This is a genomic window from Bremerella alba, from assembly GCF_013618625.1.
GTDB lineage: Bacteria > Planctomycetota > Planctomycetia > Pirellulales > Pirellulaceae > Bremerella > Bremerella alba.
Genome location: NZ_JABRWO010000014.1, coordinates 78,396 through 94,636 on the forward strand (window position 1 = coordinate 78,396; position 16,241 = coordinate 94,636).

The following is a 16,241-nucleotide window of genomic DNA, read 5'->3' on the forward strand; positions in this document are numbered from 1 at the left end:
GCTTTTATGTCAGGCTCGGCCTGGCTCGCCGAGTTGTGGGTTTAGCTTGGAATAGGAAAAGGAACCGTGATAAGTTGCCCGATCAAGGGGACCAAGGTGATAAGGTCTCGAGTCGAACCCGCTTCGAGTACACCCCAACAACACCATCGACGATGATCGCGTGAGTGGGCGAGCTAGGCAGCGTGGCCTCGTTTGTATCGACATCCGCGTCGGTATCAGCAACCGGCCAGTCGGGGCCGTTGATGGTCAATCGACGTGTGAAATTTCCGCTACCATCGGGCACCACTTCGTCGACCATGACAACCTTGTACCATTGGTAGATATCTCCTCGCGGATGACGTGTGTTGGTACCGCTAACTCGACGTGCAGGAAGTCGGCGGGCCAAGCAGATCCAATCACCATTGCTGATTTTAAGGGTGTGATCCTCCGCCAATTCCAGGGAACCGCCTTGTTGGAAGATGGTGACCTCTCCGGTCGAGTAACCGCCGCTACCAAAAAAATCGGTGACTCGCAGAACCCGTTCGTTCGTGTATTCAAGTGACTCAGGATCGGCGGAGTCTTCCCCATCGACGGCACCAGCGGGAATGGTTCCTAAGCGATTTCGCATGATAATCACATGGGCAACATACTCATCCGTAGCTGTTCGATTCGCGATGATTTGCAGATCGCCGGAGCCGCTAACCCCTGTGTTTGAATAATTTACCGGCGAGTTCAACCAGTTCTCCTGGTCTCGCGTCAGATTGCCAGAAAAGGTAGTTCGTTCATATGTCTCTATTGGTTCGGGGACCAACATGACCATCCAGCTATATTCACCTAATGCCTGACGTTTTACGTTTGATCCGCTTCGTTCAAAAAATCGCTGAAACGAAGGGAGCTCGCCATCGTTGGGACGATCGAAGGCCAGATCGTCGTTCGCTTGAAATGCCTGTTTAGCCTGCGGTAAGGATAAGCCGGCACCCGATCCGGTCAAACCTAGTCGCCACATCCGGATGAGTTTGTTGCCGTCTGCCGAAGGACCGTTAAACCGAGTGGTTCCGTTCCAGGTCGTGGTTATATTGGCGTCATCGTAAGGATCGACGCCCGTGCCGCCACGGGCAAACTTCGTCGGGTAGGGGAAAACGCGTCGCGAAGGGGCAACGCTAGTCCCACCTAAAAACATCGGGTCAATTAGGTATGGTTGACGGACAGGTAGATAAGGAGGAGTGTCGGTCATGAATGTTGGACTCGTACCACTCGCTTGGTCAACCCAGTTGTACGGATTGAACAAGCCCCGAGCTCGCGCTTCGTGAAACGCCCGAGGCCCGATGCTGGCGATGCGATCGGCGCGGACGCCGCGCTCGGTCAGGTGAGTACCCAACGGGATCAGCGCGACCAGTCCTAAAATACCCAGGCTGACCACCATGGTGGACATCATCACCTCGATTAAGGTGATACCCAGCCGTGGGTGAAAGCGGTTCTTGATGGTTGGCATGGTGAAGAGCATAAGCCTACTGGTTCCCTTCTCCCTGAACGAGGAGCACGCGTTTCGCATAATCGCGAGATGCGGCAATAATATCGTCGTTGATGGCCGCGTCGAGGGTCATGATGTCGAGCGCAGTCGGATCAAGGACTGAGGTCGGAATGACGCGGTTTCTGGTTGTAGAAACTTGCCCGGTAATGTAATTGACCGAAACCCACATCGACGTCCCGTCACCCAGGTTGGTTGTCAGGTCTTCAAAGTCCGAGTTGTAGTCGCCTGGGTAAATGAAGTGCTTGTAGTTCACACTGCCAAGGGCCACATCGCCGGCAAGGCCATCGGTCCCCAGGATTTCGATGGTATCGACCGCCTGGTCGTACTTGCCGACTAGCAGGTGGACGTTTCCTTGTGGGTACTCGGCATAGCCGTCGTCGAAATAGATTCGATAGATATTGCCACGAGGGCTGAACGTAAAGCGGATCGAGTTATAGCCGCCGGTGCCCGTCCAGGCAGCGAATTCGCGATCGACGTTCCCGGTGCCGGAGCAACTCAAGTCGATGCACATATCGGTCGGCAGCTGCAGCGGTGTCGCCATGCTGCGGATCGGCTGAGGGTAGATTTGGAATGGAACGGTTACGGTGCCGGTATGCGTTGGTTCTGCTTGCCCCGGATCCCAGGTCACTTTAAAGCTACGCGTACTTGTGTCCACAGGGCCCACAATGCGATACACGGGGCCGCGATACGCGAAGCGGATTTGATCGCCGTTACGAATGAAATCTGCGACGGTAATCATCGACGTGGACGCCGAGTCGGAGAAAGTAGCTGTGAAATATCCCTGAGGAGCCAGCGGTTCGTAGTTTGCATCTCCCGAAGCGGGCTTCACGACGGGGGTCACGCTCGTCACGGCCGTCGACGTGTCGCCGGCGTAGGTGGGTGGCGTTTCGATGGTGTACATCAATAGCGACGTATTCACGAGGCCGATGTCAGGTATGGATGAACCGGTTGTGCTTCGCACGTTACGTACAATCTCAACCCCGACAGGGCGATTGAGCTGAACGGCTCGAGCCTGAGCGGCGGCGATGTACGCATTGACTTGCCGGGCCGCTTCTCGTTGCTTCTTGCCCCGGGTGCCGGTCTTCACGGCAGTCGCGGCAATCCCCAGGAGGATGCTCATAATACCCAGGACAACCAACAGTTCGACAATCGTCATACCGTGGCGAACTTCGCAGTAGTTTCGCTTACGCAAACTCATTGACTATTCCCCGCGATCACGAGTTGGTGGTTGGTGATGTTATCGAAGAACTCGTCCACGCTATTACTATTTGAGTCGAACTCTGTACCCAAAAAGCTGCCCGTTCCGTTATCGTAATAAGGGTTGTTAGGTGGTGAACCAGTGATCGTCGCTTGGTTGTCCAAATCGTCGTCGTACTTCAGAACAATATCGAGTTGACCATCTGGCCCCTCGGACATAATTAGCGGATACAGTGGGAAGTGATCGTAGATCCCTGTTCCAGAAGTTTGGAGACGGCCACCACGTACGCCTAATGGGTCAAGTGGGTCGGGCGCATCATTGCGATGCAAGTTAGAACGGGGAGCAACGTAGCCTGGTGCCCACCGAAGGAAGTGAATCGGATTTCCCCAGCCATCCAAAAGCTCTGGCATTCCGTCTCCGTCAGTGTCCCCAATTTCGGAATCCTTGAAGAAATCGAGTCCATTCGTTTCACCATTCTGTATGGACTCGAGAATTAAGTACAAGCACTCAGAGTCGTCATTCTCTTTTGTCCAGCCCGTTGTGTCGTTAAACGTTCCGTCGGAAGTTCTATTCGCGACGGCACGACGATAGCGGTGCCAAAGACCTGGCTCGTTGGTAATTAGTGACGTTGGATCGCCTATGTCAATGACGTCTCCAGCGGCACCCAATTGGACATCCTGTCGATGACACGGCATTTCCATACGCATAAGTGCACGAAGGCGATCCACACGATAGCGAGCACGAAGCTTGGCCGTCTGTGATGTTGCGGTTATCGTACCGGAAACATCGGATGAGTAGGCCGGATCCACACGGCGATACCGATACTCTTCCCACCGCGGCATTAGCAGCTCGTGGATCTTTTGAACCTGGCTGCGGGTGCGGTTGATGCGGGCCTGTTCGGCGGCGGATGAGAGGCCCACCAAGACCAGGCTGCTGAGCATCGCGAGCACGCCCATCACGACCAGCAGTTCCACCAAGGTGAAAGCGGGACGCATCCGGTCTCTTGCGAATTGTCTTGCCGTAATAGGCATAGGAAAATTCCTTTTACAGGTCGGTGTCGCTCTCAAGCGTGGAAGCCTCGCCGAAGTTCACGATGTTGTCGAAGTCTTCCAGCGTGTAGGCGATACTGGCCGGGGCAACACTTTCAGCAGTGCCGGACCAGTACATCTTCATTTCGTCGGGGTCGTTGTAGGTGCCGAAGTCGCCATCTAAGCCGGCACATAGCAGTTGAAACTTGCCGTCTTCTGCCCAAGCAAAAGCGCCATTGGCGTTGATCGTGCCGTAAGGACGGGCAGTTCCTTCGGCCATACCGTCGATTAGCGGATCGGTAAAGTCGACTTCTGCCACGTTGCCCGCGCTGTCCTCATAGGTCTTGGAGTTGAAGTAGACGTATTCCGCTTCGGAGTAGCTGGGGTGGAACGACCACCAGCCGTCGTCGTCTTCGTCGGTCAGACGCGTCTGGTCGAATTCAAACAGGGGCGTGCGGTCGCCGGTGCCGGTGATCGGGTTTTCGATGTCAGGGCTGAAACCCATCAGGAACAATACGTAGGTCTCGGTTGGGTCCAACGCTTCAATGGTGTAAGCGTTTGCGGCCCCGGCCCCGTCACGGATCATACCGGTAGCAGCTGCAAAATCGCTGATGTAGGTTTGCCCCGCGGTGGTGCTGGGATCGAAGAGATCGGTCGCTTTGTTTCGCTGCCCAAACTTCTTGCGAAGATGGTTGTTGAACGCATTCTCGCGAGCCGCAACCGTTGGCAAGGCAATGGTGTTGCCGTCAGGCGGATAAGATCCGTATTGCTGTTTGTACAGATCAAGTGCCTGGGCGATCTGAGAGACTTCGATCTTCATGGCCGCATTTTGAGCGGCGCGAACGGCAGATTGAATACCGACGAGGGCAAGACCGGCCAAAATGCCGATGATGGTGATGACCACCAGCAATTCGACGAGGGTAAAGCCACGATGGCATGCGCGTGGACGGGATGTCATGGTAGACCTTTCCTGGTACGAAGCGGAGCTTCGCCCCTGTGTTGGTAAATGGACTGGCGCTACGGCACCAATCTGGCTGTTGAATTTCAAGATTTTGGTTTTCCAGTCATGGCGTCCCGAAGCCCCTGAACCGGGACGCCGCGTCAGTCGTTGGACGGTCTTAACTCAGGTTCTGAATCAAGTCGACCAGCGGAAGGAACAGTGCGACCACAATGAACCCGACTGAAAAGCCGAGGAACACGATCAGCAACGGTTCCATGATCTTGGTGAGTGAATCGGTGAGCACCGAGACGTCTTCGTCGTAGGTGTCGGCCACCTTGTACAACATGGTGTCGAGTTCACCCGTCTCTTCCCCCACGTCGATCATGTTGGTCACAAACAGTTCGACCATTCGTCGCCGCAGTGTCAGGAAGTACCAACCGGCACCAATGGCACCGGCCACGCCGACTGCCTGCCAAGCAAACGGCTGCATCGCAGGAATGAAGAAGAATGACGCAAAAGGGGCCACCGGAAAGACAACCCATAGGAAAAGCGCGATCGGATGGAAGGGAGCCCGACAGTTCTCTTCCATTGGCTTGAAGATCGATTCACCCTCTTTGACCGATTCTGAAACGTTGTGATACATACGCTCGAACATCGCGTTGCCGCTCGTATCGCGGGCAATGTTCAGGCATTCCAGAATGGGAACACCGGAGGAAATCAGTGTGCCCAGTGTTCGCGTGGTACGGGCAAGGACGTTCTTCTCGACCAGGCCGCCAAAGATGGGAATGTTCAGGAAGAACAAGTCCCAGCCCATACGGCCATGTTTAAATTTGCGAAGCAGCTTCACGAACAGGAACACGGCCACCGGAATCAGCGGGATACAGTACCAGTAATTGACCACCCCGTTACTGATGGTGATCAGCAACTCGGTTGGGGCGGGCAAATCGAGCTCGAATTCTTCGAAGATCTGACGGAACGTCGGCACGATCTTGATCATGATAAACGTCAAGATACCGACGGCCACGGTGATCACCACGCACGGATAGATCATCGCCCCTTGCACCTTGCGGCGAAGGTCGGCGTCGCGTTCCATGAAGTCGGCTAGACGCATCAGAATGACTTCCAACGCACCGCCCGCTTCACCAGCACGAATCATATTCACGTACAAGCGGTTGAAGCACTTAGGGCATTTGGCCATGGCCTCGGACAGGCCGGCCCCCGATTCGATGTCTTCGCAGACATCCATCAAGCTGTTTTTGAGTCGGCCTGGTTTGGCCTGTTGTTCGAGAATTTTGAGACTTCGCAGAATCGGCAGACCCGCGTTCTGCAGAATGGCCAACTGCCGCGTGAACGTGGTGAGTTGTCGATGGCTGACGCCGCCGATGGCGAAGCCCCGATTGGTTTTTTTACCCTGAGCTTTCTTTTCCCGCGACTTCTTTTCGTTAATCCGAGTAACGAAGTAGCCCATCTGCCGAATGGTAGCCTGGGCATCGTCTTCGGTCGGGGCCTCGATGACGTCGCGGATCTCCTGACCTTGAGCGTCCATCGCTTCAAATTGATAGGTTGGCATGGCTACGTCCGGCTTTTGCTTTTAGGGTCAAATTTGGGTGTACTTTGATTGCTGGCCAGCAATTGTTTTGTCTTAGTCGACGACCGTTTCGCGAAGCACTTCATCGAGGGTGGTTAGCCCATCAAATGCAAGTTGTAAACCGGCATCACGCAGCGGCGTCATGCCAAACTTCCGGGCTTCCTCTCGCAACTCGTCCGTCGACGTGTTTTGCATGATCATCGAGCGAATGTCATCGTTCATGATCATCAATTCAAAAATGCCAATACGGCCTTTGTATCCGGTTCCGTTGCAGTTTTCGCAGCCAGCCCCTTTGAAGAACTTGCGGCCTGCTAACTCTTCCTCTTTCAATTCCAAGAGGAAGAGGGCATCTTTGGAAGGCTCGTGTTCTTGGCGGCATTGGCTACAAACGCGGCGCACCAAACGCTGAGCCAAAATGGCTTCGACGGTCGCCGAGATCATGAACGTGGGAATTCCCATGTCCTTGAGACGCGTGATGGTGGACGGGGCGTCGTTGGTGTGCAATGTGCTGAACACCAAGTGCCCCGTGAGGGAGGCCTGAATCGCGATTTCGCCGGTCTCCAGGTCGCGGATCTCACCCACCAGAATTACGTCGGGGTCTTGTCGCAAAATGGCTCGCAAGCAGATGGCAAATGTGTTGCCGATATCTGCGTCGATGGGAATCTGAATGATACCTTCGATGTCGTACTCGACGGGGTCTTCCGTCGTGATCAACTTCTCGTTGACAGAGTTCAGTTCGCTGAGCGCCGAGTATAGTGTGGTTGTCTTGCCGGAACCGGTGGGCCCGGTCACCAGCACAATCCCGTTAGGCTTATGCATGACCTGACGGAATTCCTTGAGGGTTGCGTCCCCCATGCCCACTTTTTCAATGTTGAGCGAAACCACGCTGCGGTCTAACAGCCGCATCACGACGCTCTCGCCAAACATGGTTGGCAGCACACTCACGCGAAGGTCGACCGGGTGACCACCCACGGTCAGTTCGATGCGACCATCCTGCGGCATGCGACGCTCGGCGATGTCAAGGTTTGCCATCACTTTGATACGCGTGGTAATCGCGAAAGCCAAGTGACGCGGCGGGGGAACCATTTCAAAGAGGACCCCATCCGCTTTGATGCGGATGCGAAATTCTTCTTCAAAGGGCTCGAAGTGGATATCGCTCGCGTGGTCTTTAATCGCCATCAACAGCACCATGTTCAGCAGCTTGCGAACTGGGGCACTATCGGCGAGAGCTTCCGCGTCGGTAATATCGATCGGGCCGTCCCCTTCCAGGGCAGCGGCCGCTTTGGCAAGGTCGTTGTCGCCTTCTAAGTCGCGGACAAGTCCTTCGAAGCTCTCGGAATCTTCCGAGTAGTAACGATCGAGTGTTTTCTGGATGTCGCGTTCCGTGGCGACGACCGTTTTGACATCGTAACCCAAAAACTGCCGCAGCTCGTCTTGGGTCGACAGGTTCTGTGGTTCACAAGTTGCGACTGTCAGCTGGTTGTGGTCTTCCTCGTACGAAACCGGGATGACCTTATACAGTTGGGCCATCGGTTCAGTGATACGACGAAGCAAATCTGGGGCAATCGAAACATCGTCCAGGCTGATAACCTGCATGTGCAGCTGTTCAGCCAAGGCTTGGGCCAATTGGTCGTCGGTAATCAGATTCATATCCTCGGCGATCTTGCCAAGGGGCTGATGTTCGGCCTGGGCTTCTTGCTCTTCTAGCAGCAGTACGAGTTGCTCGTCGCTGATGAAGCCAAGGTCAACCAGAATCTGTCCAAGTCGGCGAACTGCCATGAAATCGTCTCGTTGTCCGTCAGGTAGTTAAAAGGAAAAGGAGAGAAGCGTTGCGACCGGTTATGCGGCACCTTCTTGATCGTCCACATTTCCACGTCTGGCGTCGGCGATACGTTTTGCCAGGTCATTGGGATTTTGGGCTTTGGCCAGGGCGTCTTCCATGGTGATACGATCGGCCCTCCAGTGATTGAACAGGGAGTCGTCCATGAGGATCATCCCGTGCTTTGAGCCTGTCTGAATCATCGATGGAATGCGGAATGTTTTGTTTTCACGGATCAGGTTGGAAATACCTGAGGTCACGTTGAGTAGCTCGTAAGCAGCACAGCGACCGCCGCCAATCTTGGGGCATAAAGTTTGAGCAAGCACGCCCAAAAGTGCCGAACCCAACTGCGTACGAATCTGATCCTGCTGACCAGAGGGGAACACGTCGATGATACGATCGACGGTACCTGCGGCACTGTTGGTATGCAGCGTTCCAAACACCACGTGCCCCGTTTCTGCCGCGGAGATAGCTGCTTCAATTGTCTCTAAGTCACGCATTTCGCCCACCAGGATCACGTCAGGGTCCTGACGCAACGCACGGCGAATGGCTTCCGAGAAGGACGGCACGTCAACGCCGATTTCACGCTGGTTAACGGTCGACTTCTTGTGGTAATGATAAAATTCGATCGGGTCTTCAATTGTGATGATATGGTGGTCAATCGTTTCATTAAGGTGATTGATCACTGAAGCCAGCGTGGTCGACTTACCAGAACCCGTCGGCCCGGTGACCAGGAACATGCCACGCGGTCGATGGCAAAGCTCAAGCACTTTCGCTGGCAGCCCCAACTGCTCGGGGGTGAGCATGTCATTGGGAATCTGACGCAACACCATCGAGATGTTCCCACGTTGTCGGAAAATCGACACCCGGAAACGAGCCAAGTCGGAAAAGGCAAAACCAAAGTCGGAACCACCTGATTCCTGAAGTTCCCGCTGACAGCGTTCTGGCGTGATACTTTTCATCAACGAGACGGTATCGTCTGGCTCGAGCGATTTCGTATCAAGCTGTCGCATACGACCGTGCAAACGAAACACAGGTGGCTGACCCACCGTGATATGAATATCGCTTGCGCCCTGCTTAATCGCGGCCTGCAGCAACTTGTCAATAAGAATCGTGGCCATTGGCTCCCTTTTACCGCTGATGGAACCATCACCCTGGCGGGCCGTGAAGTAGTGGCCCTGCTGGGGGTGTTGGTCCAGCCTCTATCAGATCACGGGCGCTGAGACGATGTCTGTTCTGGTCGCTGCCCATCCGAGGCAATCGCCAAAACTCCCAGTGTGCCAAGCCGACCGTGAACTGCTGATGAATTTAGATTGAAAAGCGTTGGAAAAGCTGTCCTGATAGCAGTATTGTTGGGTTCTGCTACCCAAGACTCAAATAAGTCGTGCTATTTTCGCGTTTACGAACCCATGGCACGTAAACGCTTGTTTTATCTCGATTTGCCGTTTTGTTGACGAGCAGGCTTATTGCTATGCCTTCTCGCCAGCCTTGGCTACTTCTCGACAACCTTGGCCACACGGAAGACTTCTTCTAATGATGTCTTGCCGAGCATAGCCTTTCTGACCCCGTCATCGAACAGGGTAGCCATGCCACTGGCGACGGCGGCCTTGCGGATATCTTGGGTCGCGGCTCCTTGGAACGCCAGCTCTCTAAGTCGTGCATTCATAGGCATTAACTCAAAAATACCCATGCGTCCCTTGTAACCGCTACGCTGGCAATTACCGCATCCTCGACCCTTCATGAAGGTCGCTCCTTCGGCCATCTCCGGCGTTATGCCAGCAGCATCCAGGGATTCCTGAGATGGTTTGATCGGGCCCTTGCATTTCTCGCAAATCACCCGGACAAGTCGCTGTGCCAGCACACCAATAATTGTACTAGAAACCAAGTACGAGGGAACACCCATGTCAATCAAACGTGTAATAGCACCGGGCGCATCGTTCGTGTGTAGAGTGCTGAAAACCAAGTGTCCAGTAAGTGAGGCTTGAATCCCCATAGAAGCTGTTTCACTATCGCGCATTTCACCGACGAGGATAATATTAGGCGCTTGACGCAGCATGGCCTTAATAATCTTCGCGAAATCGAGCCCAATCGAGTGACGCACCTGGGTCTGATTAATCCCAGGCAGGTAATACTCGACAGGATCTTCGGCGGTGATAATTTTTGTGTCGGGACGGTTCAGCTCGTTCAGAGCAGCGTAGAGGGTGGTGGTCTTCCCCGAACCGGTGGGTCCGGTCACCAGCACGATACCATTGGGCCGCTTGATGAGATTGTTGAACTTGATGAAGTTCGCGTCCGACAAGCCTAACTGGCGAACCCCCACTTTGATGCTGTCTTTATCCAGGATCCGCATCACGATCGATTGACCGTGATTGGTGGGGATGACACTCACGCGAAGGTCGATGGTCTTCGTTCCGACGTCTGCCTTGATTCGTCCGTCCTGGCAGCGGCGACGCTCGGCGATGTCGATGCTTCCTAGAATTTTGAGGCGAGACAGGATCGCCCCGAGCATACGTCTGGGGGGGCTGTCACGTTCAATTAAGCGACCATCGATGCGATATCGAATGCGGACGCGATCTTCAAACGGCTCTACGTGGATGTCGGATGCCCGGAGTTGGACCGCTTCGTTGATCATCAACTGGACCAGCCGCACCACAGGTGCGCTTGTCTCGTCGATAGTCTCGTCACCGGCCATGGTCATGGTGTCTTGTTCCATGGTGTCGGTGAAGTCGATCGCCGTATCGGTGAATTCCTGCAGCATTGTATCTGCAGACTCACCTTCCTGTTGGCCGTAATAGCGGTTGATCGACTCGAGAATGTTCTCGCGAGGTGCCAGAGCGATTTCGACCTTCCGGTTTAGGATAAATCGAAGTTTATCGATTGTCCCCAAATCGAGCGGGTCGGCGATAATGACCTTTAAGGCACCATCGTCCTCGGCCATCGGCATCACCACGTTTTCACGTGCGACCGATTCAGGCACTAATTCTACCGCTGACATCGGGATCCGGACTTCGTCTAGGTCAATAAACTCAAGACCGTGTTCTTCCGCAACGGCCTTCATCACGTCGTTCGCACCGACGTAGCCGGAACGAATCAGTGCCTCGGGAACCGCGATTCCCTGAGCATCGGCCATGGTTTCGGCCTCGCGCAATTGGTCGGGACCAACGAGGCCACGTCGAATCAGAATGTCCGCAAAATTTCCCAGGGTTCCAGCCAAAGCGCTATCCTCCGAGCGGAATAGTGAAAGAGAGTCGTTATTGAGAGAAAAAAGATAAGTGCATTACTAGCCTACCATGAGGCCAAGAATGCCGTTAAGCCTTTTGTGCGTGAATTTTACGTCTAATCACGCAATCTTATCATCCTTAAAGGGCAGGGGCTTCGTCAAGCTCCTGCCCTTCTAGGGGGGCGGTGTGTGCTTGCCTGCAAATGTATGACATCACGCAGAGATGTCCTGCCCCCGTGCGAGCTACTGAAAATAACAATTAGGGAGCCCTACGCTGAGAAGCGTCAGAGGGCTGGGATTGTTCGCTTGGGTTGTTCGGGGCGCCATACTGCGGGACAGGTTTTGATCGGATTGACGGCAGTGTGTGTGAAGGTGGCACGTTATATCCTGGCAAATCTTTCGGTGGATTGCCCGCAGGCCGGTAAGGCTCGGCTGCTCTTGGGGCATGGTACGGCCGTGTTGAATAGGGGTTGGAAAGTTCTCGGGCTGCTTCCCATTGGCGGCGAGCCATCCCTCGTAGTTGATCGGCGAGGGCAAATTCGGATAAATGTTCGGCCTGAGCAGCCATCTCCTCCAGGTGCCGCGCATCGTGGCGGAACTTATTGACCAACTCACGAACTTCTTTGTAGAGCTTGGTCCCGGGCCATTCTTCGTCAGAATTGTCACTTTCCGGAGGCTTCGCTTGAGAGTGATCTCGTTCGATCCCTAGCGTTTTGGACTCAATCGAGTACTCAGGCCCTAATTGCTTGCGGATCTCTTCGACTTCTTTAAGCATGGAGCCATTAGAGCCTTCTGCGAACTTCCACTTCTTTTTCGCCCCAGATGCTTTCGATGACGGATCCTCGAGTTGGAACGCGGGTGGGTTCTCTTCCGCTAGCGAGATATTAGTCGCGAAAAGGATCAAGGTTGCCGCCATGATTAAGTGGTTCTGCATCTTTCCGTTCCATGGATTGAAGGGGGGGGCTTTCAGCAAGCATCCCTAAAATTAGCAAATTCGACAAGGTTCACCAACTTTGACTCAAGAATCTGCATTGACGCCGAAGGAGGACGTTTCGATAATCCGCTGCCCGATTTGAGTAGCTATCAGTGAAAGTCCGCGAAGGTTGGTGGATGGGTCCTACGTTTAGTCATGGTTTCTTGGTGCTTCTGACGCTCAGCGTCATGGCTGGCGTTGCGCCTGTGGCAAACGCTCAGGAGTCGAACTCATCCGAAGTTTCAACGTTAGAAGAGATTGAGCCACTCCCCCAGTCGATTCTCGAAGCAGAGACGATCGACGTAGATTCAAAGCACGCCTATGAGCAGCCAGTCTCGACAGAGAACTGGTTCGGCGGAAAGCAGGGGCACGGTCAGTTCTCGCATCGCTTCGACCTGGTGCATGATCACCCGGACGACCCTGCCCGGCATATTGGTTTCGGGCAACCGCTGGCAGGTATGAGCTGGCGCAATCGCCCGATTCATGCGGATGTATTCGCTGGTGCGATCATGTTACAAAATCTCATTCCTGGTGAAGTCGAACAGGAAGGCTCGTTCTTCGATGGTGTGCGTTTAGGCTACGACTTCGATCACTACTGGGGAGCGGAGGTCCGATTAGGTTTGGCGGAAGGGCGTTTGACCTATCCAGCCAATGCCTCGTTCTCAGGAAAAAGCCAGCTGATTCTGCTCGACTATAACGTGCAGTTCTATCCGTGGGGTGACTCGGCCTGGCGACCTTACGCAACGCTTGGGCTTGGTGCCGCCGTGTTTCAATACGAAGACGCGATAGGACGAGATCGAGGTCAAGCTCAGGTATCAATGCCCTTTGGTTTGGGGCTAAAGTATTTCATTCATAAGCGGCTCGCTCTGCGATTCGAGTTGCTAGACAATATGACTCTTGGTGGCACCGACGCGAGTTCCTCAAGCAACTTCTCGGTCACCGGCGGGTTTGAATACCGCTTTGGCGGTAGTGCTCCTGGCTATTTCCGTTGATCGAATCTGTGGTGGAACTTGGGCGGTGTGATTCCGTCGTCTTAGTGAAGGAGTTCCGAAGCGAAAGAGTTTTTGCGACGAATTCCGCGAGTAGCCACGGATAGGGGAACGGAGTCCTTATAGGCGACTCTTAAGAGTAACCGTGAATCGTTCTCTCCTTCTGTAACTGAGAGAACGCGACGGCATAGAAACGGAGCGTTAACAAAAAAAGAGACGCGGTCACGATGTGACCGCGTCTCTTCAAAAGCCCCCCTGGCTATTAGTTTGGTTACATGCTTCCGCGACCAAGGTTGTGCGGATGGCGTCCGGTTGTGGAAGTTGGGTAGCTTCGCATCGATCCGGGGTTCATCTCGTACATGGTTTGATCGGATGGGGAAGCCGGCATAGGGGTGCCGTACTGCATAGGGACTTCCGAGTCGTACAGGATCGTCGACTCGCCTGGGAGCATTTGTTCATGGCTCACCATTTGCGATTTGGCTTGGCAGGCACAGCTGTTACAGGGGATGCCTTGGTCGCACATGCTAGAACAGCACTCATCGCCACGACGGATGCCTGTGATGCCGGGGCGGCAGCGACCGCCGACTGGGCCGACATAGTTACCAAAGCAGTCGCAGGGATCGCATTTAGGTGGATCGGAAATCCATTCGCCCCAATAGACTTCATCCGAGCAACCCGCCGAGCATGTCAGGTTGTTGCGTAGATGTTGGCGAATTTCTGCGAAGGGTGGTTTGGGCAGGCAAACTTCGTAGTTGGGGCCGCAGCTTTTTGCGCAGGTCGTAGGGCAACCACACGAGTCGCCGCAGGTGGCACCGCAATCGTCGCAAGCGCATCCGGAACTTGGAGAGAACTGCCCCATTTGGCATGAGTTGCAACTGGGAACGGTGCGGCAGCCGACCGTGGCCAGGAGGGCAACGGTGAATAAGCTGAGGATTAAGTGGCGTGACATCATGTCGAGAGCTTCCTGGTTCACATCAAACGAACCACCCTGAACTGTCAGGGCAGGGGGGAGTGGGAACGTGACTCAAGAACGACTATCGGCTAGGAAAGTTCGCATAATCGAGAGAATTGCCGTAATCGGCAAAGTTTGCCACAAAAAGGCGGGGGTGCTATCAATGCGGGCATGTCAGTCGGCGCATAAAAAAACCGCTGTGATCCGCCCCCAGATGCACAACGGCTTTCTGCTCACGATTGAAATCGTGGCATTTCGCTATGTAATAGCATCGGTCAATTGCATGACTTGCGCGATAGATGTTGCCGGGAAATTCGGGGAACCGCACTGTGTGAAGACGGCAGTTCCGGTCGGGAGGTCGCGCATAAAAAAAGCCGTCAAGTGGGGCAGGTACTTGACGGCCTTGACCAGGCGACCGAGGTCGCCAGTCATGATTGAGGAGAATGGACAGTGTCCATGTAGGTGTTGATCGGCATTGATCTCAAAAGATAATAATCGCTGGTGAGATCGTTGGTAAAACTTACCTTCCCGGTAACAACTTGAAGTAACTATCTGTCTGATTTGCTTTAGATTCTGGAAATCAGGAAATGGTTAGAATTACGTTTTACTATTTTGCGGGATGGAATGATCGTCCGGGGTGTCTGCCCCTTCCCCGCTGGGCAATGGTTCGAGTGCGAGGTCATCTGGTTTGGGGGAGCGACGAAAGAAGCTTCTCCAGATTGTATTCCAGGCGGTTTTGGCCATTGTACTCAAGCGGAAGTCTTGGATTTCGCTCGTCTTAAACACGGTGGCCAATGCTTCTTCTCGGCCGCGATAGGACGCAGGGAAGCGAACGATCAACTGGGTGCCCTTATACGTTTGAGTCAGCAGCCCTGGAAACAACGAGCCTTTCGCAATCACGTATGGTCCCGGTGCAATCGCAATCGAATGGGTAGGGCCGATAGAAAATCGGCGATATGCGAACGTCCACGTTTCGTCCTTCTTGACCAGCTTGCCAAGTGTCATCCAGGGCAGGGAGCCTCCGATGGATGCAAATGTCGTGAGTCGATCTCGATCTTGTTCGACCTTGTCTGAACGGAAAAGAATGACATCGCCAGCCAAGCGGAAGCCAAGAAGCGTTGTTCTTAAGGATCGCTCGAAGGTGAGCAGCGAAACGATCAAAATGGGAATTGCGATCATGCCGCCTAGTGCTGGGTGGATCCAGCAAGCGGCGTACATAAACAGTAAAACTCCGATTCGGCTAACACGCAGAAACGTGTCGACCAGTGGAAATGGATTGATAAGAATCAATACTTCAAAAACATTGCTCAGCACCCAAACACTTGTATAGAACGCGAACATCAGAATGATGATGCCGATGGTCAAGATCGTGCCGAGCGGTCCTCCTTCTGCTCCGAGGTTGATGTCCAGAAAATGGTAAACGAGTCGGAAACCAAGCAGAAAACCAATCAAATGAAACAGGATGCCTAGAATGTCCAGGGGCATCTTTAAATAGCTGGCAAACGTTAGGACCGTGTCCTTGAACGCCATTAGTAGCGTTACCAGGATAATGGGTATGAAGAACCATGGTTGATAAAGGAAAATCAGCTCTTCTCGCCGATCCGTTTCGGTGAGGAGGTAAACCGCAGGAGATGCGATCGATAGAACCATCAGTGGTGACAGGCCAGTTGCCGTGATCCCCACCAAATCTTCCAGGCCGTTCACTACGATGCCTGCCCGACGTTTTCCAAAGAAGTCTGCCAATATGCTTTGCGGCGACGTATAAACTTTGTCGTTCGGATCGTCATTGAGTGGATCGGCAGACGTTGAATAATTATCTTCAACGGGCACCACGGCATCTTGGGCGCAAGCTTGGGGTAGGTAATCAGAGAGCCCCCAGCCAGCTGCCAAAAGCAACAGGCAACCAATCCAGTTTCTGGAGTTTCGATGCGTGAGAGAAGTCATGCAAGTTGGCTTTGATTCACATCATTGTCATTCATCGTCCGGCCTATCATAACGTTATTGTGCGACACTATTCGAATATT

General features: G+C 53.9%; 12 protein-coding genes. 1 reads left to right on the forward strand and 11 read right to left on the reverse strand.

Translation table 11 applies throughout. From position 1 onward, the window contains the following. Positions 1 to 82 precede the first annotated feature (82 nt). From HOV93_RS21955 to HOV93_RS21995, 9 genes are all read right to left on the reverse strand, one after another. Positions 83 to 1,483, reverse strand: a complete 1,401-nt coding sequence (locus HOV93_RS21955) for a type IV pilus modification PilV family protein (protein ID WP_207398699.1) — start codon at positions 1,481 to 1,483, stop codon at positions 83 to 85. Positions 1,484 to 1,487: 4 nt separating this feature from the next. Further along, a complete protein-coding gene (locus HOV93_RS21960) occupies positions 1,488 to 2,708 on the reverse strand; it encodes a pilus assembly FimT family protein (protein ID WP_207398700.1) in 1,221 nt (406 codons plus the stop codon). Further along, complete coding sequence (locus HOV93_RS21965) at positions 2,705 to 3,739, reverse strand: type II secretion system protein (protein ID WP_207398701.1); 1,035 nt, start codon at positions 3,737 to 3,739, stop codon at positions 2,705 to 2,707. Before HOV93_RS21965 ends, HOV93_RS21960 begins: the two co-directional genes overlap by 4 nt. Before the next feature lie 13 nt (positions 3,740 to 3,752). Next, on the reverse strand, positions 3,753 to 4,694 hold the full coding sequence (locus HOV93_RS21970; RefSeq protein ID WP_207398702.1) for a prepilin-type N-terminal cleavage/methylation domain-containing protein: 942 nt from the start codon (positions 4,692 to 4,694) through the stop codon (positions 3,753 to 3,755). A 160-nt stretch (positions 4,695 to 4,854) separates the two neighbouring features. Further along, positions 4,855 to 6,246 (reverse strand): type II secretion system F family protein, encoded by a 1,392-nt coding sequence (locus tag HOV93_RS21975; protein ID WP_207398703.1) that lies wholly within the window; start codon positions 6,244 to 6,246, stop codon positions 4,855 to 4,857. A gap of 72 nt (positions 6,247 to 6,318) precedes the next feature. Continuing rightward, positions 6,319 to 8,043: a GspE/PulE family protein gene (locus HOV93_RS21980; protein ID WP_207398704.1), complete on the reverse strand. Its 1,725-nt coding sequence runs from the start codon at positions 8,041 to 8,043 to the stop codon at positions 6,319 to 6,321. A 60-nt stretch (positions 8,044 to 8,103) separates the two neighbouring features. Further along, positions 8,104 to 9,204 carry a type IV pilus twitching motility protein PilT gene (locus HOV93_RS21985; protein ID WP_207398705.1) on the reverse strand — a complete coding sequence of 367 codons (1,101 nt, stop codon included), beginning with the start codon at positions 9,202 to 9,204 and terminating at the stop codon, positions 8,104 to 8,106. Positions 9,205 to 9,575: 371 nt separating this feature from the next. Further along, the gene (locus HOV93_RS21990; protein WP_207398706.1) at positions 9,576 to 11,297 is read right to left on the reverse strand and encodes a GspE/PulE family protein; all 1,722 of its coding nucleotides are present in this window, start codon (positions 11,295 to 11,297) and stop codon (positions 9,576 to 9,578) included. A gap of 265 nt (positions 11,298 to 11,562) precedes the next feature. After that, positions 11,563 to 12,237 (reverse strand): hypothetical protein, encoded by a 675-nt coding sequence (locus HOV93_RS21995; protein ID WP_207398707.1) that lies wholly within the window; start codon positions 12,235 to 12,237, stop codon positions 11,563 to 11,565. Positions 12,238 to 12,413: 176 nt separating this feature from the next. Between HOV93_RS21995 and HOV93_RS22000 the strand changes: the two genes are divergently transcribed. Continuing rightward, positions 12,414 to 13,268: an outer membrane beta-barrel protein gene (locus tag HOV93_RS22000; RefSeq protein ID WP_207398708.1), complete on the forward strand. Its 855-nt coding sequence runs from the start codon at positions 12,414 to 12,416 to the stop codon at positions 13,266 to 13,268. Between the two features lie 268 nt (positions 13,269 to 13,536). Here HOV93_RS22000 and HOV93_RS22005 read toward each other — a convergent pair whose 3' ends face one another. Continuing rightward, positions 13,537 to 14,217, reverse strand: a complete 681-nt coding sequence (locus HOV93_RS22005) for a hypothetical protein (protein WP_207398709.1) — start codon at positions 14,215 to 14,217, stop codon at positions 13,537 to 13,539. A gap of 597 nt (positions 14,218 to 14,814) precedes the next feature. Continuing rightward, positions 14,815 to 16,161, reverse strand: coding sequence for a hypothetical protein (locus tag HOV93_RS22010; protein ID WP_207398710.1), 1,347 nt, complete (start codon positions 16,159 to 16,161; stop codon positions 14,815 to 14,817). Positions 16,162 to 16,241 lie beyond the last annotated feature (80 nt).